Genomic DNA, 19,088 nt, shown 5'->3' on the forward strand with positions numbered 1-19,088 from the left:
TGTATCGCGGCGGAGAAGGCCCATTTCGATGTGGCACTGATGTGCCGATTGCTCGGCGTATCGCGTTCGGGCTTCTACGACTGGGATCGTCGCGCCGTGTCGAAACAGGCGCGACGTCGGGAATGGTTGACTGAGCAGGTTCGCGCGGTGTTCGCCAGCTCGCAACGTACCTATGGCTATCGAAGGGTGCACGCGGAATTGCTGCGGCGCGGTGTGCGGGTGGACGACGAGTTGGTCCGGCGGCTCATGCGCACCGCAGGGCTCATGCCGGTGCAGGTCAAGCCTCGCCGCGGCCTCACGGTGGCCGATCGGGTCACCGGCCCGATCCCGGACCTGGTCCGACGCGACTTCACGGCGCCGGCGCCCGGTGCGAAGCTGGTCGGCGACATAACGCAAGTCAACACCGGTGAAGGACCATTGTTCCTGGCCACAGTGATCGATTGCTACTCCAAAAGCGTTCTTGGATGGTCCGTGGAGGACAAGTACAATGCCGGACTGGTCTGTGCGGCGATGACGATGGCAGCAGGCCGCATTCAGTTGCCCCAGGGCGCCATATTTCACTCCGACCGCGGCAGTCAGTACACGTCCTACGATTTCGCGCGGCTACTACGGGAGGAGGGTGTCCGGCAATCAGTCGGACGGACCGGAATCTGTTTCGATAATTCCATGGCTGAGTCGTTCTTCGGGAAGTTCAAAACCGAGTGGGTCCACCATCGATCTTTCTCGACCCGCGAAGAAGCTCGACGGGAGATCATCAAGTTCATCGAGGGTTTCTATAATCCGCGTCGATTGCACTCAGGACTGGGATACCGGACACCGTTCGAGGTGCTCAACGAATGGTTTACCGATCAGCAAGCAGCATGATACAGTCCGCTTTAGTCGAGTCCGAAATCTTCGGAGCACGCCACTTCACCAGGATGTACCCGTCCTGGTGTTGCTGTTTGTCGAGCCCTTCCAGCGCCGCCACACGTGTGAAGAAAGAGTCTTGCACCGTCGGGGCCGTGTCGTAGCGTGGACGCAGAACTTGCCGCACCAGCGCACGATGGTCTCGAATCACGCCGAGGAAGCGCCGAAGGCCGTCAACGCCGCCTAGCTGGGCGTAGGTAAACGCCATGCGGTCGTCGGTCAGCTGCTTGCGGTGCGGATCCGCCTGCACTCGCCACTGCTCATGCACGTCGACGAGCTGACGAGTCGAGCCGTCTGGCTTGGTCAGGGCAGGATGGCTGTAGTGGACGTCGTCGAACGCCACGACCCGGTCCGCGGCGATGGTGACCGCTGCCAACAGGTCGAAGGCGTGCTCTAAGGCGGAGTCGAGCTCGACCGGCGCATCGAACTCGAACCGGGGTGTGGCGGTCTGCCGCAGTTCGGTACGGCCCACGTCGACGGTGAAGCTCAGCCGGTGAATCAGGTTGAGTCGGGCACCCGCGTCCAAGGGGATGACTTCGGTCTGCTGGTCGGCGATCGGGATGCTGTCGGCGAGCGCTTCTGGGGCCGGGACCATCTTGGGTGCGCCGTCGAGCAGCCAGAGCACCAGGTCGCTGATGCGGGTGACAAGCCGGTCCAGGTCCACCGGCTCGCCGTGCCCGTAGTACGCGTTGACCAGCAGCTTGCCCACGGCGAAGCGCTGGCGACGGCCGAACGGGTTCTCGAAAGTGCGTCGACAGTCATCGAGGGTCAGGCCACCATGAGCGGTCTCGCCCACTATGCGCTGGTAGTTCGGTGTCGGACGCTGATTGATGCGATCGGAGATGTCCGCGAAGCTGCCGATCAGCGACAACGTACCTCCCGCTGTCGGGGAGAAAGTGACAACTCCGCTGATCTTGTTGTCCGGGTTGTCTGGCAACCAGAACTCGCCGTCGAACTGCACTTCGCCTGCCATCGCTTCCCTCATCGGACTCTGTGTTGAGTCGAACCGGCCAGCGTAGACCGGCCCTCCGCGCCGACCAAGCGAGTTCCGCATCAATCAGGTCGGCGTGATCCCGAGGCGTGCGGAACCCGACGATGCCCCTCCACAGCCTCGTGTCGCACCGAGCCCGAACGTCCGCCCCACGGTAAACAGGTGAGAGCCGGCTGCCGCCTCACACGGCGGAACGAGGCTTGTGTCGGCCAGTGTGAGGTGCTGAAGGGGGAGGGCTGCAGTGGCGCCGAAGGGACCGCAAAACTCGTTCAACTTGCTGATCGGCGACTACCTTCGCGTCACTACTGATCGTCCGGCGGTATCGGGCCGGGGAGCGGACGAGGGCTTCGCCCGCATTGAACGGATTGAACATCTCGCCGAAGACCTTGCGCGGGAGATCTTCACGCGCGAGTCCGTCGACTTTGGCCCGGTGCCAGTGGTGTGGTGTCACGGTATTCCCGGTCCGCTAGTGCTGCGCGGTGGTGACGTGCACGTTCTCGATCACGCTAACCCCGGCCGTGTTCGCCACGATGAAGCGCACCCGTGGTGGCCGCCCGCCGAGAAGGTCCTCCTGCGGGGCGCCGTGGCCGCGGGCCACGAGCCTTACCGGTGGCGCCGTGAACCCATACCGTGGACCGGGCAAGTCACCTGGGCGGACGCAGACTGGCCGCCTCGTGCGCCGTATCGGGCGACCGGGTTCCCCAAGTCCGCCTCGGCTTTGCTCGTGGGGGACTATCTGCGGATCCATCGCGATCGCTGGCCTGAGTGCGACCAGGATGTCGACGAGGGCTTCGCCCGAGTCGAGCACCTGCGCTTGCTCAATCCCGAGCTGACGCAGCAGCTGTTCGTCGACTCGGTCTGGGGTGGCACCGTCGTCGTGGCCAGCGTGTACGGGCTGCCCGGTGTGCTGATGCTGCGCGGCGAGGACACGGTCGAGGTCCAGGCAGTGCCCAATCCGGAGCGAGCAGCCTGGGAGGCCCGCAACCGGTGGTCGGGCCAGCCGTCGATGGTGTTCATCGACAGCCACGCGCCCACCGACGCCGAGCGGCAGGCCGCCGAGGCGATCGACGTGGCGCGCCGACCGCAGGCCGACGAGGCCGGCCGGTATCCGAGCCGGTTCAGCGACCCCTTTCAGCGCCGGCTGGCGCTGGAGTCCCGCTACGGGCTGCGCACCGTGCCGTTGTCAGCTTTGCCCTGGCCACATGGCCAGTCCAACTGCCGGATGGGCCGCATCGCCGACACCTACAAGGCGGTCGCGGCAGACGAGCAGACCGCCCACGCCGCAGCTTTCCTGTCGGCGGAAGGCCGCGAGACGATGTCTTCCTGCTCGTACCATGTCTTCCTGCTCGTACCATCAGCCCGATTGGCCGCGCCTGGTCCGCATCCTCACCGAAATCCTTGACACCGCCGACGGGCAGGACCCTCAGCCACAGCGGCACCCGGACTACGTCCTGCTCTCGGCCGAAGACAAGCAGTGGCTGCAGACCTTGCTGATCGATCCGATCGAATGGGACGACCGCGACCAGATGCTGACCAATGGCCAGCACCGCCTCTGCGCCCTGCGCGCCGCCGAAGTGCAGCACTGCCCGGTCAGGGGGCGCTACCTACCCGACACAACCCACGGTGCCGCGATCCCTGCCGCCGACCATGCCCGAGCCGCGATCCGCGTGAGCTGGCAGGACTACGCCGCTGCACGGCGGTGGCCTCGATGGACCGGCACCCTGGTTGACAAGCTCCCGTCCGCGATCCAGATGCGCCTGCTCGCACGGGGCCAGCGTGTTCGTCGATCACCTTTCTTGTGACCCTGCCAGCGGGACTAGCTGCTGTCCGAATTGACCGTTCCGGGGTGGCATCGCTCGTTCGTGTCACGGCGTTCGTGGCTACCGTCCCTGGTTGTGACCACCACACCGTCCGCTGACCGTTCGCGTACCGCACTGGATCTGGTCGTCGAGGCGATCGCCCGGCTGCAGACGACAGACCCGAGTGACACGACGGCGTCATTGCTGGCGGCATGGCATGGTTTCGGCACCGCCGAGGCGGCTGGCCAGTTCCTCGCCCAGGACAACGTCGATGACGCGGTACTGGCCCGGAACGCCCGGCCGGTGATGGCGGCCGTGGCCGTGCTGCTGCGTGAGGCTCCGTCACTGCCCTATACCGACGAGGTCGTCGAGACCGTGGATGGCCTGGTTCCCGACGGCTTCCAGATTCCCGCCGATGACCGGACGATCGTCTACTACAACCCAGGCCAGCCGCTCGATGAGTCAGCAGCGGGGATCGTGCGGCGGAGCATCCAGACGTTGGCGCTGATGTTGAACACGCTGCTGCCGCAGGCAGCCGAGCACGCCGAGCACCCTGCTGACCGGGTCGCGTGCGAGCACGGCACCCGGCTCGCCTACGAGCTCGGATGCTGCTGGGAAGGACAGCTGAGCTCCTTCCTCAACAGCTCCCGCGACCTGAGCGCGCCGGGTCGACCTCGCAGGCAGTCGGGCAAAAACACCAGGCACAAGCGCACGAAGAAGAGGGCCTGACCACCGATGCTGCCCACGGACCGGCTGGTCCTCATCGACTTGGAGAACGTGGTCGGCTTCCGGCCAAAACCCCGCACCCTGCGCGCTCGGATCACCGCCCTGCTCGATGCCGCCGGACCGCGCCATCACGCCGTCGCGGCATATGCAGCCGCCGATGCCGAGGACGACCTCATGGCCTCGGCGCTCGCCTGCCTGAACGTCGCGCCTCTCAGGGTGTCGCCAGGCCCGGACGCTGCGGAGACCGCGCTGCTGGCGCACGCGAGACGAATGCAGGCCGAGGGATGCGTGCTGTTCACGGTCTGCTCCAGCGATCGCGCATTCGCCTCGCTGGCCGACGGCGAGTCGGCCCAGGTGGAGGTACTGACCTGGGAGGGACAACCAGTGAGCTCGAAACTCGAACAAGTGGTCAACCACGTCCGCCGGTTGCCCAGGCCGGGGACCGAGGCATCCGTCACCGAGCCCACGATGCCCGCCGCGCTACCGGGCGCTGCAGCTCCAATGCGGTACCGGCAAGGCCGCCCCGCGCGCCAGCCGCTGGACAGTTTGACCGCTGGATTGGTCACTGGCATCGGCATTGCGCTGGGACAGCGCCTGGCGGATGAGTTTCTGTCACGGCGAGGCAGAAACACTTGACTGCGAGTTTGGAGGCCCAATTTCACCGACTCGGGTCTCACGGCACACGACTCCCGCAGCCGGCGGACCTGTTCCAGCTGCTATCCCGCATCCGTTACATACCACATCGGTTACAGAGGGTTCCCGAGTGTAACGGGTGGTCGCGCCGGCCCGACGTGGTTGGCGACATGATCACGGGCCGGAACCCTGTCGTCCGTGATCATGCTGGCGGCCGTTCTGGTGAAGGTCGTCCGGTCGAGTAGCGGTGGTTCTGGGGGGAATGCCAGGTTGGACGAGATGGCTACCGGTGCAGAGTCCGCAGGTACAGAGGGTCGCCCTGCTGCGACGCGAACTCAGCACGCCATTCGGTTGCTAGTTCTGCTCGATGGATGCGGTACTCCGACCGTGGATGGAGATCCGCCCGGAACGGTCAAGTCGGTCCGAAGCGAGCTGCGGCTCCAGGCGATGGACTTCTGGCTGCGAAACCCGGACTACCTCGCCGACGAGCTGGTGTCGATGGTGGAAACTGGCACGGCCGACGCTGGTCACCTGAACACAGCGCGGTCGCTCCTGGACGATCCAGAGCCTGACCTGCGTTGGTACCCGATGCCGCGCTGGTTCTTCGGCGCCTACGAGCAGCTCGATGACGCGTTCTCCATCCTCGAAACGTACGGCCTCGCCACGTTGCGCCGTACTGGGCAGCCAGGCAAGAAGAGCAAGCGCAACCAGTTCTTCCTGACGCAGGCCGGGGCCGCCGCGGTCGCTGAGCTCGCGAAGGATTCGACTCTGGGCTGGTACGCCAAGCAGGTGAAGCTGGTCGCGTTGGTCGCGGGGGACGACGGTGGGCAGGCTCTGAAGGACCGGCAATACCTGCAGGCCACATACGCGGGGACCGAGCTGGGGGTCGCCATCGCGCCGATCGCGCTGCGGGTGCGCGAACGGCTGGACGCGTTGAGCGCCGGCGCATCGGTATCGGCTGCTGGAGAAGCCGGTCAGGAAGGGGACCAGACGTGAGTGCTCTCGGCAAGGAGGTTGTTGAGGTCCTGGCCAGGCGGCGGGCAGGCGGTCCGCTCAGCATCACTGTCGACGAGGTCGACAAGATCCTCAGCGGGCTCGGTGTCCCGCTCGGCGGCACCAAGGCGGTGCCAGTGCCGCTGCGAGCGACCCGGATGTACTTCAGTGGGACGAAGTGGCTCAAACCGGATCACCCCGATGCCCATGGACACGCGCTGGTCGATGTAGCAGACCTCCCCGAGTGGATCCGACCGGTCGTTGACAAGCGCTCGGCCGGAGCGGTCTCGGCCGGACATGGTGAGGCATCGGAGGTCGATGAACAGGCAGGACCAAGGGCGCGGGTCCCATTTCACTTCGAATGGTCGCCGCAGCCCGGTGTCAACGGGATTGGCTCGGGCCGGAACCTACGCGGCAAGTCAACCCTGTTGAACGTTCTCATGTGGTCGCTGACCGGCCGGTGTCCGCAGTTCCAAAACGATGTCCGCAGCTGGATCGAACATGTCGAAGTCGATTGGAAGGTGGGCGTCGAGCGGCTGCGGGTCGAGTTCGATGCGGTGGACGGGGTGGCCGCCGGACAGGTGATCAGGATTATGGAGGCGGACTCGGACGCCAGATCTACGGTCCTCGGGCAGTTCGACGGCGCAGACTTCGAGGGCGTCATGGGCTCGCTGATGATGACTCGGTTGAGGTTGGAGAACATCCCGGTCTGGACAGATACGGCGGCTCGGGTGCACGCGTGGCCCGCGTACTCCAGTTCGTTTGTGGTCCGCGCAAACCAGCTCGATCCTATCGTCGGCAACGAACAGACCATCGGCCTGCGGATGATGCAGATGTTCATCGGTACGGACTGGGCACCGGTGCAGGCTGCCGCAATGACGGCGCGGCGCGGCATGGATACGGCACGAGACGCCGCGAAGGACAAGGCCCAGGCGGCTGGCGAGGCGGTGGAGGCAAGCCGACGCGCGGCGGAGAAGCAGGTCCAGGACGTCCGAACGAAGATCGGGAAGCTGCCGGCCGAGACACCGGACATGCAGCTGGTGCTCGACGCCGCGACCCGCGCATCCGACCTCGCGCGAGAGGTTCACAAGCTTGAGGCGAAGCTGATCGCGCAGACGTCGCTCGCTGGAACAGCACGTCAACAGCTCAAGGCAGTGAAGGCCCGCGTGCATACCAGCTACGAGGACGCGCTCGCGGCTAGGTTCTTCCATCACATGCGTCCGTCGGTGTGCCCACGCTGCGCTGCGCAGGTCACTCCGGAACGGCAGGCTGCGGAACCGGACAAACACGAGTGTTCGGTGTGCACCAGTGAACTGAATCTGAAGGCCCTCCAGTCCGATGTCATCGTGGCCGCATCGGTACCGGACGAGCTCGTGGCCGGCCTGGTCGCAAGGACGTCCGGAAGTGACGGCGAGGATCCGGATGCTGAAGAAGGGCCCCTGGACGAGGTTGAAGCGGCGCAGGCCGCAGTGGCCGCGGCCGAAGCCGCGGTGGCGGAGCTGACTGCCGAGATCGCGACGCTGACGACGGAACGGGACGAGGCGGCGGCGCGAGTAGAGGTGGGGAGCGCACTTCTATCGGCCGCGAGTGAGCGTCGTGTGCTCGAACTGGACTTGGCCCGCGCCGAAGGTGCTCTGGGGGCGCTGACCCGGTCGAGCGACCCGGCGACGGTTGACCCGGTCGATCCGGTGCACCTCGCCGTCGTGGAAGCAGCCGAGCAGGTGCTCAAGAAGTGGGTGAAGAACGACCAGGACCCGATGCTGGTCCAGATCTCCGCTGACATCGAACGCCTGACTCAGAGCTTCGGCGCCGACAACCTCAGCGGCTTCGCTCTCAGCGGCGGAGCGAACATGACGCTCCGAGAGAACGGCGTCAAGCAGACCTACTCCGGACTTACAGCCGGCGAGAAGCTGCGGGTCAAGATCGCGACCGCCATCGCGCTCATCCAGCACGGTTACGTCGAGGGGATCGGTCGCCACCCCGGTTTCCTCGTCCTGGACTCGCCGTCCGCCGAGGAGATGCCGGAGGAGGACCTCGCCACCATGGTCAGGGCTTTGCGGGACGTCGCGGGCGAGGCCGAGATGCAGATCTTCGTCGCCACCCGCAACGCCGCCCCGCTCGTTGATCTACTTCCGCAAGCCAATCGGGTTGTCGCGGAGGGTAACGCCTACGTTTGGTGAGAACCTGCACGGTAATTGCTGACGAGAGGAACGCCATGAGCGGCAGTGCGGCCGTCGAGCTGGAGGGGGATCTCACCGCGCTCCTTTCGGCAAACGCGGGTGGCCCGCCGGTCGAGGGCGCTTTCGCGACGCTTGGTGGCTGGGAGCGATTGGCTCGGGAAGCCGCTGACCTCGCCGACAGCCCGGTGCTTCCGCCGCTCGTCCATCTGGTCGCGCACGAGGCAGCCAACTCCGGCGGCCGGACCGACAGCTATCCGGCAGCCATGCGCCGCGTATCAGCTGCGGTCACATCCTCCACGAGTCCGGCCATCCTCACCGACAGCTTGGAGGCTCTGCTCACCAGTGGACCCGCGCTGAACGAGGTCGGCGGCGTTCTGGCCAAAGCCCTGGAGGATGCTGTCCAGAAATTCCTCGACTTACCGGACCCGGACAGCCGCGCCGCCCTGAGAACAGCAAGCGCGCTGGAGGCCCGCACCCGACTTGCCCTGTGCGGGATCGGATCACCATTCGCGTTGCTAGCTCTTCTGGAACGTTTCGATGCACCGATGCCCAAGCCGCTCGGCACCGCGGTTGTCCGCGCCGTCGGTGTCGCCGTCGACCACTGGCCCCACGCCGCGAGCCTCGCCGGTGTTGTCCGCGTCATCGCTGGGATCGACCCCCCAGCCGGCCGGTTGCGTCCAGATGCCGACCCCGAGGACGTCGCCTCCGACGCCGCGTGGGTGCTGGCGGGTATCGAACTGGTCGGCGCACTCCGCGCCGCGGACCTTCCGCTCATGCTGAGCAACCTCGAAGCTTCCGCACGGTACTTGCAGGTCGCCTGGGACTCCTACGAGCGTGAGGACGCCAGCGTCCTTCTGACCGTGGTGGAAGTGCTGTGCGCGCTCCTCGACGAGTCCTCGGCGAGGCCGCAGGTGGCGGCCCTGTCGACACCTCGACTCGAACCACGCGCACTGGCCGACCTGGCTGAGCGGGTTCGCCGGATCAACGTGACGTCCATGGGTCTGAATCATTGGTATGGGGATCCGAAGCGAGCAGCGCTGCTGGCGTGGTCACAACTGGCCGACGACCTGGGCAGGCTCCGGGAAGAGTTTGAGCGGGATAGCTTCTACAAAGCCGAGGTCGTTGTCGACGACCTACTCCAGATCTACCTGGGCTCGCGCTCCGCGGCTGTCGTCTCTCACGAGGAGGACATTGGCGGCCTGCTCAGGCTCGTTCAGCCGGTCATCGAGTCGGGGTTCGCCAGGACGGCGGGCCTGCTGAGCAACCTCGAAGATCACACCCACGCCTTGGAACAGGAAGCCGCGACCGCGGCGGGCGACCGTCAACGCGAGGTCACCGAGAAACTCACTGCCGCGCAAACGGTCCTTCAAGCGGCGAAGGCGCAAGCATTGGCCGGTGCAGGGCCGGGAAAAGGCGGTAGCGGCACGGCAACCGCGTCGCTGCCGCAACCCCTCAACCAACTTGTCCTGCCAGGATCCGCGGCAGCGATCGAACTTGCCGAGAAAGTGTCGCCCGAGACCCTCGCTGAACTCGCCAAAGCGGTCAGCGACAAAACCATCGGCAGACACAGCCTCAACCTGATCGAGGCAGAGGTGTACTCCGCGATCCGATCGTGTCTGGAGACGAGCCCCGACTACGTCAGGGAGCCGAAGGATGCAGTGGACGACGTTCTTCGGCTGATCATCCAGTTCGTCAGCTCACGGACTAATGCCCAATCGGACCTGTACCCGTACCTGTTCGACCCGAAGGCCGTCGAAGGCCACATCCACAAGGACCTCCTTGACTACCTGAAGTCCAGCAGCCTGGGCGCGATCGCCGAGTTCGAGGTCCAGCACGTCGGCGGCGGGCGAATCGACCTGCGACTCAAGTTCAGCGGATTCAGCATCTGCATCGAGATGAAGGTCGATTCGATGAAGCAGCCCTTGAGCGACAAGCAGGCGTACCTCAAGCAGGCGGTCACGTATCAGACCACGGATATCCGAATCGGATTCCTGGTTTCACTGCGCCACAAGGCGTTCGATCCAACTGGGGCTCCACCACACCTGAGCGCGCTCATCGGGCATACGGTGTTCGATGTGCCAGGTGACGAAGTGCCGAGGCACATCGTCACCGTAAGCGTTCCTGGCAGCCGGACCAAACCGTCGGACATGAAGTAGGGCCGGCTCGGTCCCAGCCGGTGGAACCGGTCGCGGCAGGTCCGGCCGCAGGTAGCGACGCACGGTGGCAGCCCGCGTCACCTGGCTTCCGCAGCTGTTGTAGCGAGATAGTCCGTGAATCTGGGGGTTGACGTGCGGAAACGTGCCGTCGGTTGGTGGGACGGTGTGTATCTAGGAGTTCGGTCTGGTCAGCGGCTGGGTGGGGTGAGTTTGTAGATCCTGGGCGGGGTGTCGATCTGGAGAGCGTGGAGGAGATCGTGTTGGTGTTTGGTGATCTCGGTGCGCTGTTGGAAGGTGCCGGCGGGGCCTGTGAAGGTGCCGAGGGTGATCTTGTCGAGATCGTGGCGGAGGGTGGGCCAGGTGTGTCCGGTGGTGGTCTCGGCGATCCTGGCCAGGAGTAGGGCAAGCCAGCAGAGCAGGACGTGAGCGCGGATGCGGTCTTCGCGGCGGTGGAAGACGGGCCGCAGGTCGATGACTTGTTTCATGTCTCGCCAGCCGCGTTCGACCTCGAGAAGTTGCTTGTAGCCCAGGGCGATGTCCTCGGCGGTCATCTTGGGATCAGACGTGCGCAGTAGGTACTTGCCGTCCAGGTTCTCCTCGGTCTTGATCCTCGCGGCGTCGATGCGCAGCAGCCCGCCGGGAGTGGTGCGCAGGTAGCGGTTCAGGCCGGGCTTGGTGGAGATCACCCCGCGTAGTTCGGCCCGTTTGGTCGCGCTCAGTGCGTCGGTGCCGTCGATCAGTTCGGTGAGTTGGGTGACCAGTCGGCCTCGGGTTTTCGCGTCGCGTGTCGCGGCTTCGGGGTTGAAGCAGATGACGAACCGCTCGTCCTCGCGGATGCGGACTTCCTTGACCCGCAGGTTGTCGCGGACCTCTTGATAGCGGCCTTGGCGGGCCAACGCCGCAGTGGCCTCGGCCGATCCGGAGCGGAGCTTCTCGCCGATGATGTAGTGGTGATCGCCCTTGCGTAGGTGTAGGCGGTTCTGTTCGGAGGCGAAGCCGCGGTCGGCGACCCACACGATCTTGGACAGGGTCCAGTCGCGCATGTCGTCCTTGACCTGCCGGATCAACGCCGAGTCGCCTGTGTGGCCGGGCCAGGACCAGACCCGGACCGGGATGCCGGTGCGGGCGACGGCCATGCCGATCACGACTTGGGGCAGGTCGTCGCGGTGGTCCTTGGACTTGCCGAACGACCGGAACCCCTTGCGCTTGTGTTCGTCGGTCGCCTTCTCTTCGGCCACGACCTCGCCTCGTTCGTTTCGAGGAAGGGCCTCATCAGCCTCTTCGGTCTCGAAGTAGGTGCTGGTGGTATCGAAGAACAGCAGGTCCACCTCAAGATTCAGCAGGTTGGCGACCTGACCGAACACCGCTTCCTCGAGCTTGGCGGAGATCTCGATCAGCCAGTCCATCGCCCGGTAACAGGCGTCGTCGCTGGTGGAGGCAAGCCCGTCGATATGGACGTCGTTGTTCACCCAGCGGGAGGCCGCGAGCTTCGAGGACGGGGCCAGGGCACGGTTGGCGACCAGCGCGAACAGCACCCGCTCCGCGTTCGGGTCGAGTCGGCGGCCCTTGAGCAGGCGTTTCATCGTCTTGCCTATCTCCAGCCGTTGCCAGAGCGCGTCCAGCACCCAGGTGCCGCCCAACGGCCGGGACTCGGTGAACGCCAGCCCCTCCGCAGTGGCGGCCAGGACAGCGTCGGGGTCCAGGAACCGGGTGACCGACGCGATCAGACGTCCCAGCGCCTCCCGGTTCGCGGCGTCCTCACGACCGAAGTTGTAGACGACCTGCACCTTCGACCGCTTCAACGCGGGATCCCACACGTTGTGCGCCAACTGCAGGTAGCGGACTTCGGTGCCATCCTTGTTCCGCCGAGGCGTCGACCGCAGGTACATGGACTAGACGATAGCCCCTTAAGCCATGCACATCCACGAAATCACCGACAAGCGTGTATCTAGGCGGAACCGTGTTTCACACCATGTTCCAGACCACTGACCAGCAGATCCAACCCCAGCCGTAACCCAGAACCGCGATTAGCTGCGGAACCCGGGCGTCACGCGGCCAAGGTTGCGTCAGCGTTCTGGAACTCGTGCGTCCGCTGCTCGTCTCCTCGATCGCGAGCACCATTCGCTTCGAACTCTGCACGAACGATCTTGACGAGTCGTCGAGCTGAGGTGGCACCAATCCCCAGCCGAACACGGAGCGCGTCAGCAGATATTGGCCTTTGGTGAGTCGCCCGGTGAGCGGTGTCCTCCTGCCGCGCCTGTTCCAGGAGGACCTCCCACGGACGGCCGCGGGGCGCCCGCTGATCGAGTTTCGACGGCTTCGCATGCCTACGATCACCCCCAGATCGCCCCGGATCGGCCACCGACTCCTTGGCTTCGACGCTTATTGCCTCGGCGCCGGTGACGCTGTCGCCATCGGCGACAGTCTTGGCGGGATAGGTAGTGCCGATCGCCTGCAAGAAGCCTGGCCCAACCTCCGCCCAGCCGATCAAGAGAAGAGGTCCGACGGCATCGAACGCGGCCTTGCCGTACTCGCCGGCGACGAGTGGGTCCGCAACGTTCAATGCCAGGGTGACCACGCTGGCGAAAATCAGGAGCCGGCGAGCTGGTCGCAACACCTCGTCGGAGGCACCGGCAAGTGCGAGGTGCCGGGTGCCGAGCAGAAGTCCCAGGATCGAGAGGTCTACTGCCGGAGCGACGAGTGGCGCCACCCAGACCGGCACCCCCAACCGAAGGGCGAGGTTGAGAACGTTGCCAAACCCGAAGAGGAAGGTGAGGCCGACGACAACGCCCATGATCACTGTGACGGCTCGAACGACGGTAGCGCCGTCCGAAGCTGATCGAGCTGACAAACTAACTGCGGGCTTGGTCATCGAGGGTCACCTGCTTCGACGCGCGGGCGCCCGTGGGTGTCTCGGGTGGGGATGCCGCGTTCGCGCAGTTTGTTCAGCACGGTGGTGTGGTTGACGCCGAAGTGTTCGCCGACTCGCGCCAGCGACCAGCCGAGCTTGTAGAGGTGGATGGCGTCGTCGACCTGCTCAGGCGAGAGACCCCGGCGGCGCATCGGCACGCCGTGCCGATGGAGGATGTTGCTGACCGTCCGCCGCTCGATGCCGAACCGGTCACCGAGCTCGTACACCGTCGCACCCGCCTGGTAGCCCGCGATCAACTCCTCGACTTGCTCAGAACGGAGTTGCCGGGCCCGCCGGGGCCGGTCGCGCGTGATCGACGACGGCTCGGGGATATCGAGGCTGGGAAGCTTCTCGCGGAGCTCTTCCAGCGCCCTGACCTGGTCTTTTATGTTCGAGTAAGGTCCCCTAACCTCCACCAAATTAGTCATTGTGCGAACCGCTCCTTTCGAGGCCGTTTCCGCTGGTGAGGCGGGAACGGCCTCTTCGTTGTTCCGGGGCTGGGGGATGCGGAAGACCGGGACCAGCCTGTCTGGTCCGGTGATCTTGACCGTCGGTACCAGGGCCTCGATGAGGGCCTTGCGTTGGTTCGCGGTGCCGTCGGTGATGATCTCGTTGATGTGGTCGGCGACCCCGGTCAGCGTGGTGATGTCGGGGGCAGTGGGCTGCTCGTCGATGGCGGCGGCAAGTTCCACGCGACGGGCACGGAGCTGTTTGGTCTGCTCCCGTAGGGCGGGGAGTCGGTCGGCGACCATTTCCTCGTCGAGGGTGCCGCGCTCGAACGCGGAGAGGTAGCGGTCGATCGCGGCGTTGACCTTGTTCAGCTCGGTGTCGACCGCGGCGAGTTCCGCGTGGCGGTCTGCGTGGCCTGCTTCGTGTTCCTGCTGGGCCGTGCTGATCGCGTCGGTGATCAGGGCGTGTTGGTCGCGGTAGAAGTGTCCGAGCGCGTGGAGCACGGCGGCGTCGACGGCATCGGCGTTGAGCCGCTTGGCGTCGCACTTGCTGGAGTCGTAGCGGGCGCGGGTGAAGCAGGTGTAGTAGCGGTATGTCTTGCTCCGGCCGGTGGCGCGGGTGCCGAGCATGGCTTTGCCGCACTGCGGGCAGTGCATGCGCCCGGTGAGCATGTAGTCGTAACCGGAGGCGGCGCGGTGGGAGTGGTCTTCGCCGCGTTCGGCGAGGATGCGTTCGGCGTGCTCGAAGGTTTCGCTGTCGACTAGCGGGGCGTGGCAGTCTTCGACGGTGATGTCGCGGAAGGTCAGTTCGCCGACGTAGATGCGGTTGGCTAGCACCCGTAGGACTTGGTAGGCGGACCAGGTGCCGCCGTTGGTGGTGCGGTGTCCGCGTTCGTTGAGCAGGGTGGCGATGGCACTGGAGCCGAGCCGGTCGCGGGTGTAGCTGCGGAAAATGAGTCTGACCACTGTGGCTTCGTCGGCATGAGGGACGAGGCGGTGGGTTCCGTGGTCGACGGTGTAGCCGAAGGGACGGCGTCCTCCCTTCCACAAACCCTTGGCGGCCTTGCGTTCCATGCCAGCGATGACGCGCTCGATGATGCTGTCGCGCTCGAACTGGGCGAACATGCCCAGCATCTGCACCAGCATCCGGCCCATCGGGGTGGAGGTGTCAAACGGCTCTGTGGCTGACCGGAACACGACTCCGAGCTGGTCCAGCTCGTCGAGCAATGTGACCGTGTCGCGCAGGTTCCGGGAGAACCGGTCGACTCGATAGACCAGCAGCACATCGATGAGGCCCGTGCGGGCCGCCTGCAGCGCGCGTTGCAGGCCGGGGCGCTTCGTGGTGCTGCCGGAGGCATCGTCGGAGAATCGTAGTGCGACCTGCCATCCGGGCTGGGAGCCGATGTAGGAGTCCAGCCGTTCGTGTTGCACTTCGATGGAGTACGGCTGGTTCTCGTCGTCGGTGGAGCGCCGGGTGTAGATGCCGACTCGGATGGTGTCGAGGTCGTCGAGGCTGGCGGCCTTCTTCGTGCGTTGTGCAGTGGCGGATCGCGCCATCGGCAAGACTCCCTTGCTGGACTGCGATGTGTGGCGTTCCTGAACCGCCGAGGCCAGACAACTCTGGCCTCGGCGGTTCCTACCGACGCTGCGTGCTCTCACGTCACGCAGCCTCATCGGCTTCATCCGGACTTTGCTGCTGTGCGTGTTTCCATTGGTTGATCAGCTCGGCCAGCGCGGTGACGGCGAGCCGGTACTGCTCGTCGGTCATCGGCGTGGTCTCGATGTGATCGATGTGAACCGTAACGCCGGCGCTGGCGGCATCGCGGGTGAACGGGACCACAGTGTTCGGCTGCTGGTCGGCGCCGTCGTGGTCGACGTGGGGTTGGTCAGCGCACATGAGCGCACCTCCGAGCCCGCGAGCCCGCTGGTGAGCGGGAGGTCGCGGGTGCTGGTCGGCGGGCTTGGGCAACCGTCGACGCAGCGGACACGACCCCAGCCGGGGCACCCGCGTCCCTTACCGCGTGGGCTTGATCGGGTCGCGGGCACGCGCCATGACGCGCGCTGTGGTGGCTGGGGGTGTCGGCGCGGGCGATCGGTGGGCTTCGACTCCCCGACTGCACTGGGGCACCCGTCGGGGCCAGCGATCCACCGACCGACTGGACCTCGGTGTCCCGGCTCAGCTGATGCGGGGACGGTCGACGCGGGGTCCAGGTTCAGAAGCTGAGGATCGTGATCCTTCGGCGAAGGTCAGATCAGTGACGTCGATTTGCTCACGGGTCACCACCTTTCGCCATGTGCTGGATGGATTCGATGTGGAGGAGGCGGCCTCGGGTCAGGCCGCCTCGGGCCGGTCGATGTCGGCGGACTGGCTGTCGGCCAGTCGGCGCAGGGCGATGTCGTGATAGTCGCGACGCAGGTCTATGCCTTGGTAGAAGCGCCCCAGATGGCGGGCGGCGAGCCCAGTCGTGCCGGCGCCGGAAAACGGGTCGAGGACGCGACCGTTCTCGGGGCAGCCGGCAGCAATGCATCGCCAGGGAAGGTCGATGGGAAATGGGGCGCAATGCGCGTCAGGCAATGGCCGGGTGGACATCGACCAAACGTCACCGGGGTTCTTTCCGCGGGCCAGTGGACGCCACGGGGATTTGATCGTGTACGGCTTGTTGCCCCCGCGATGGCTTTTGCGATGGGCAGGGCGTTCCTGCGAGAGAGGTTCGAGCACGTGGCTGACATCCACGTGGTAATCCGGCTGCTTGACCAAGAGGAAGACCATCTCATAACGCGAGGAGAATCGGTCCGCTGCGGGGTCGGGAATACTGTTGGGCTTGTGCCAGACAATCGCGTTCCGAATAATCCACCCTCGCTTTTGTAGATGGAGAGCGACGCGCCACGGAATACCCATCAAGCTCTTGTGGCGAACCACCTGATCGGATTCCTCGGGGCCTATTCTTCGGGTGCTTCCCGTGCCATTGTTGTGATAACTGTAGCCATCCCGGAGATTAAGCCAGAATGTTCCTTCCGGGGTGAGGAGTCGCGCTATTTCCGCGCTTGCCTCACCGAGCTTGTGAACGTATTCGTCGATCGTTAGCTCAAGGCCGTATTGTTTGTCTCGTGAAATCGACCCGCACCGTCGGCAGTGTTTCTCGGCGCGGGCGCGGTGACCGCCGATCCCAGTTTTCTTCACCGATCGCCGCTGATGCGGTGTCGTGCCGAGAGTGTGTCGGCACCGCGGGTTTCCGCCGACCCATTCCGCGGTCCCGTAATCACGCAGACCCCACTGGGGCGGTGAAGTCACCACACAGTCCACGGACGCGGTAGGTAGCGTTGCCATCACTTCCAACGCGTCGCCCAGGTGCAATTCCGTGCTCTCGTCACGGTAGTGGAGGCTGTTCATTCGCCACCGCCTTTCGCCGCGTGGGGCGCCGTTATTCGACATCTGGTGAGTTCGTTGGTGTGTCTTGAGATTTGGTGTTGGGTGGCATGCCCTGGAGCTGGGGTTCTGCGCTTGATCGGGTGATCTTGGCCGGTGGTGAGTCAATTTCGGGATTCATGAGCCGATCTCCCTGGAGTCGAGCGAATTGGCATGGTGGTGAAGGGAAGGGGCGCGGGTTGGCGCTGGCGGTGGTGCGGGATCTGAACGAGGCGCGGTCCCCGGCGAGCGAGGAGGAGCTGGCGGATTTTGAGACCGACGTGCTGGCCGGATTGGTGCTGGCACGGTCCTCGGCTGGGTTGGCTGATGGCACGATCCGCAAGGAAGTGGGGCAGTTGGAGCAGATCCGGTCGTGGTTCGGTCGGCCGTTGTGGGAGATGCAGTCGGCGGACGCCGATAACTACTTCGGGCGCGTGCTGCGCACCTCGCCCAGCGGGACGCGCCATGCTCGGGCGCAGGCGTTGGAGGTGTATTTCACGTTCCTGGAGCTGCGTTTCCAGGCGGAGCTGCACCGGATGACTGGCAGGGTTGTGAGTTGCCCGCTGGATGAGATGAATCGTCCGCGTGGGCGTAAGGACGCCAAGCTGCGGATCCCGCCGAGTGAGGGTCAGGTCAAGGCGATGTTCACGGGGTGGGCTGGCGAGTTGGCGACGTGCCGGAAGTTCGCGCCCACGGCGCGCAACTATGCGGCGGCGCGGTTGATGTCCGAGGTGGGGCTTCGCGTCAACGAGCTTCGTCACCTCGATCTCGCTGACGTGAAGTGGGATCTGGGCCGGTTCGGCAAGCTGCATGTGCGGATTGGGAAGGGGGCGCGTGGATCGGGGCCGCGGGAGCGGATGGTGCCGCTGATCAATGACGCCGGTCGGACGTTGCGCTGGTATATCGAGGATGTCTGGGGCCAGTTCGAGGGCGATCACACCCGGCCCGGTGCGCCGCTTTTTCCTTCCGAACGTAAAGCCCGTGACGGGTCGTGCGCACGGGTCGGTGCCGATCCGCTGCGCACGGGGCTGGCGGAGGCTGCTGCCGCGTTTCTGCCGGACTGGTCCGACACGCTGACTCCCCATGTGTTGCGTCACTTCTGCGCGTCCCAGCTGTATCTGCATGGGATGGACCTGGTGGCGATCCAGGAGACGCTTGGGCACGCGTGGATTGCGACAACGATGAAATATGTGCACGTGCACCGAAGTCGGATCGAGGACGCCTGGGCTGAGGGACAGCGTCGCGCGGCGCAACGGCTGAGGGGGCTGGTCTGAATGCGGTGGAATCTGCGGTTGGCTGCCGCGCAGCGCGGCATCTGGAAAGCCTCCGACCTGCAGCGCAGCCTGGCCGAGCACGGGCTGGTGATCTCGGCGGGCAAGATGTCCGGTCTGTGGTCGGGGCAGCCCGCGTCGATCAAACTCACCGACCTGGACGTGATCTGCGTGGTGCTGGGCTGCCAGGTGAGCGAGTTGCTTGTTCCTGAGCCGGAGTCGGTGACGCGCGTCGATGATGAGCAATCCGAGCAGGCCGCGGTGGCCTCGGTGACCGCGGTGGTGCCGCGGCGCCGGGACGGCCGTTCGCTGCCGCCGGCCTGATCGAGCACGAGCCCGCGTATGTCCACGATGGTCAGTTGTGACCAGTGCCTGTCTTGGGGCGTGCCCGAGGGTATCGGTCGGTGTCGGGCGTGTCGCGAGTTCGGCGTCCGCTACCCGGATCTCGGCGACTGCCTGGGATGTCGGCGCAGGACGCCACGGCGGAAGGGGTATTGCCGGTTGTGCTGGTGCCAGGCCAGGCTGGATCGCGGCCCGGTCAACCGGCATTCCCGCTTGCTGCCGTTCGTCCAGGACGTACGGCATCACCAGTTGTTCTTCGCACGCATGCCCAGTCCTCGCGATACCACCGTCCGCCCAACGCAACCCCGCCGGGGCGTGGGGACGG

General features: G+C 65.4%; 16 protein-coding genes. 10 read left to right on the forward strand and 6 right to left on the reverse strand.

The annotated features are described in order from the left end of the window. Nucleotides 1-3 precede the first annotated feature (3 nt). A complete protein-coding gene (locus tag HFP15_RS30950) occupies nt 4-864 on the forward strand; it encodes an IS3 family transposase (protein WP_312871834.1) in 861 nt (286 codons plus the stop codon). Here the strand turns inward: HFP15_RS30950 and HFP15_RS30955 are convergent. After that, the gene (locus tag HFP15_RS30955) at nt 842-1,879 is read right to left on the reverse strand and encodes an ApeA N-terminal domain 1-containing protein (protein WP_168520324.1); all 1,038 of its coding nucleotides are present in this window, start codon (nt 1,877-1,879) and stop codon (nt 842-844) included. The two genes, HFP15_RS30950 and HFP15_RS30955, sit on opposite strands and share 23 nt — an antisense overlap. 259 nt (nt 1,880-2,138) lie before the next feature. On the opposite strand from HFP15_RS30955, the gene HFP15_RS30960 reads away from it, so the two are divergent. From HFP15_RS30960 to HFP15_RS30990, 7 genes are all read left to right on the forward strand, one after another. Further along, nucleotides 2,139-3,299, forward strand: a complete 1,161-nt coding sequence (locus HFP15_RS30960) for a hypothetical protein (protein ID WP_168520325.1) — start codon at nt 2,139-2,141, stop codon at nt 3,297-3,299. Next, complete coding sequence (locus HFP15_RS30965) at nt 3,232-3,699, forward strand: hypothetical protein (RefSeq protein ID WP_168520326.1); 468 nt, start codon at nt 3,232-3,234, stop codon at nt 3,697-3,699. The genes HFP15_RS30960 and HFP15_RS30965 overlap by 68 nt, the downstream gene beginning before the upstream one ends. 93 nt (nt 3,700-3,792) lie before the next feature. Then, nucleotides 3,793-4,425: a hypothetical protein gene (locus HFP15_RS30970; protein WP_168520327.1), complete on the forward strand. Its 633-nt coding sequence runs from the start codon at nt 3,793-3,795 to the stop codon at nt 4,423-4,425. A 6-nt stretch (nt 4,426-4,431) separates the two neighbouring features. Next, nucleotides 4,432-5,058 (forward strand): hypothetical protein, encoded by a 627-nt coding sequence (locus HFP15_RS30975; protein WP_168520328.1) that lies wholly within the window; start codon nt 4,432-4,434, stop codon nt 5,056-5,058. A 444-nt stretch (nt 5,059-5,502) separates the two neighbouring features. After that, nucleotides 5,503-6,051: a hypothetical protein gene (locus tag HFP15_RS30980; RefSeq protein WP_168520329.1), complete on the forward strand. Its 549-nt coding sequence runs from the start codon at nt 5,503-5,505 to the stop codon at nt 6,049-6,051. Then, nucleotides 6,048-8,228 (forward strand): ATP-binding protein, encoded by a 2,181-nt coding sequence (locus HFP15_RS30985; protein ID WP_168520330.1) that lies wholly within the window; start codon nt 6,048-6,050, stop codon nt 8,226-8,228. Before HFP15_RS30980 ends, HFP15_RS30985 begins: the two co-directional genes overlap by 4 nt. A 35-nt stretch (nt 8,229-8,263) precedes the next feature. Continuing rightward, nucleotides 8,264-10,384: a hypothetical protein gene (locus tag HFP15_RS30990; RefSeq protein ID WP_168520331.1), complete on the forward strand. Its 2,121-nt coding sequence runs from the start codon at nt 8,264-8,266 to the stop codon at nt 10,382-10,384. A 188-nt stretch (nt 10,385-10,572) separates the two neighbouring features. Here HFP15_RS30990 and HFP15_RS30995 read toward each other — a convergent pair whose 3' ends face one another. The 5 genes from HFP15_RS30995 to HFP15_RS31015 all read right to left on the reverse strand — a co-directional run bounded on the left by HFP15_RS30995 (nt 10,573) and on the right by HFP15_RS31015 (nt 17,135). Next, entirely contained in the window at nt 10,573-12,273 is a 1,701-nt protein-coding gene (locus tag HFP15_RS30995; RefSeq protein WP_168520332.1) for an IS1634 family transposase, read from the reverse strand. A gap of 158 nt (nt 12,274-12,431) precedes the next feature. Continuing rightward, nucleotides 12,432-13,256: an MATE family efflux transporter gene (locus HFP15_RS31000; RefSeq protein WP_246272191.1), complete on the reverse strand. Its 825-nt coding sequence runs from the start codon at nt 13,254-13,256 to the stop codon at nt 12,432-12,434. Beyond that, a complete protein-coding gene (locus HFP15_RS31005; protein WP_168520333.1) occupies nt 13,253-15,301 on the reverse strand; it encodes a recombinase family protein in 2,049 nt (682 codons plus the stop codon). The genes HFP15_RS31000 and HFP15_RS31005 overlap by 4 nt, the downstream gene beginning before the upstream one ends. 103 nt (nt 15,302-15,404) lie before the next feature. Continuing rightward, nucleotides 15,405-15,641, reverse strand: coding sequence for a hypothetical protein (locus HFP15_RS31010; protein ID WP_168520334.1), 237 nt, complete (start codon nt 15,639-15,641; stop codon nt 15,405-15,407). Between the two features lie 435 nt (nt 15,642-16,076). After that, complete coding sequence (locus tag HFP15_RS31015; protein WP_168520335.1) at nt 16,077-17,135, reverse strand: DNA-methyltransferase; 1,059 nt, start codon at nt 17,133-17,135, stop codon at nt 16,077-16,079. 215 nt (nt 17,136-17,350) lie between these two features. On the opposite strand from HFP15_RS31015, the gene HFP15_RS31020 reads away from it, so the two are divergent. Together HFP15_RS31020 and HFP15_RS31025 are read left to right on the forward strand one after the other, a co-directional pair. Then, a complete protein-coding gene (locus HFP15_RS31020) occupies nt 17,351-18,424 on the forward strand; it encodes a tyrosine-type recombinase/integrase (protein ID WP_168520336.1) in 1,074 nt (357 codons plus the stop codon). After that, nucleotides 18,425-18,745 carry a helix-turn-helix domain-containing protein gene (locus tag HFP15_RS31025; RefSeq protein WP_168520337.1) on the forward strand — a complete coding sequence of 107 codons (321 nt, stop codon included), beginning with the start codon at nt 18,425-18,427 and terminating at the stop codon, nt 18,743-18,745. It abuts the gene before it with no gap. The last annotated feature ends 343 nt before the right edge of the window (nt 18,746-19,088 follow it).

It is taken from the genome of Amycolatopsis acididurans (assembly GCF_012328925.1).
In the GTDB taxonomy this organism is placed as follows: domain Bacteria; phylum Actinomycetota; class Actinomycetes; order Mycobacteriales; family Pseudonocardiaceae; genus Amycolatopsis_E; species Amycolatopsis_E acididurans.

Excerpts from the sequence above, each read along its gene's own strand:
- HFP15_RS30955 (WP_168520324.1), bottom strand. The coding sequence starts at position 1,879 with ATGGCAGGCGAAGTGCAGTTCGACGGCGAGTTCTGGTTGCCAGACAAC.
- HFP15_RS30975 (WP_168520328.1), top strand. The coding sequence starts at position 4,432 with ATGCTGCCCACGGACCGGCTGGTCCTCATCGACTTGGAGAACGTGGTC.
- HFP15_RS31010 (WP_168520334.1), bottom strand. The coding sequence starts at position 15,641 with ATGTGCGCTGACCAACCCCACGTCGACCACGACGGCGCCGACCAGCAG.
- HFP15_RS31015 (WP_168520335.1), bottom strand. The coding sequence starts at position 17,135 with ATGAACAGCCTCCACTACCGTGACGAGAGCACGGAATTGCACCTGGGC.
- HFP15_RS31005 (WP_168520333.1), bottom strand. The coding sequence starts at position 15,301 with ATGGCGCGATCCGCCACTGCACAACGCACGAAGAAGGCCGCCAGCCTC.
- HFP15_RS30965 (WP_168520326.1), top strand. The coding sequence starts at position 3,232 with ATGTCTTCCTGCTCGTACCATCAGCCCGATTGGCCGCGCCTGGTCCGC.
- HFP15_RS31025 (WP_168520337.1), top strand. The coding sequence starts at position 18,425 with ATGCGGTGGAATCTGCGGTTGGCTGCCGCGCAGCGCGGCATCTGGAAA.
- HFP15_RS30990 (WP_168520331.1), top strand. The coding sequence starts at position 8,264 with ATGAGCGGCAGTGCGGCCGTCGAGCTGGAGGGGGATCTCACCGCGCTC.
- HFP15_RS30995 (WP_168520332.1), bottom strand. The coding sequence starts at position 12,273 with ATGTACCTGCGGTCGACGCCTCGGCGGAACAAGGATGGCACCGAAGTC.
- HFP15_RS31000 (WP_246272191.1), bottom strand. The coding sequence starts at position 13,256 with ATGACCAAGCCCGCAGTTAGTTTGTCAGCTCGATCAGCTTCGGACGGC.
- HFP15_RS30980 (WP_168520329.1), top strand. The coding sequence starts at position 5,503 with ATGGACTTCTGGCTGCGAAACCCGGACTACCTCGCCGACGAGCTGGTG.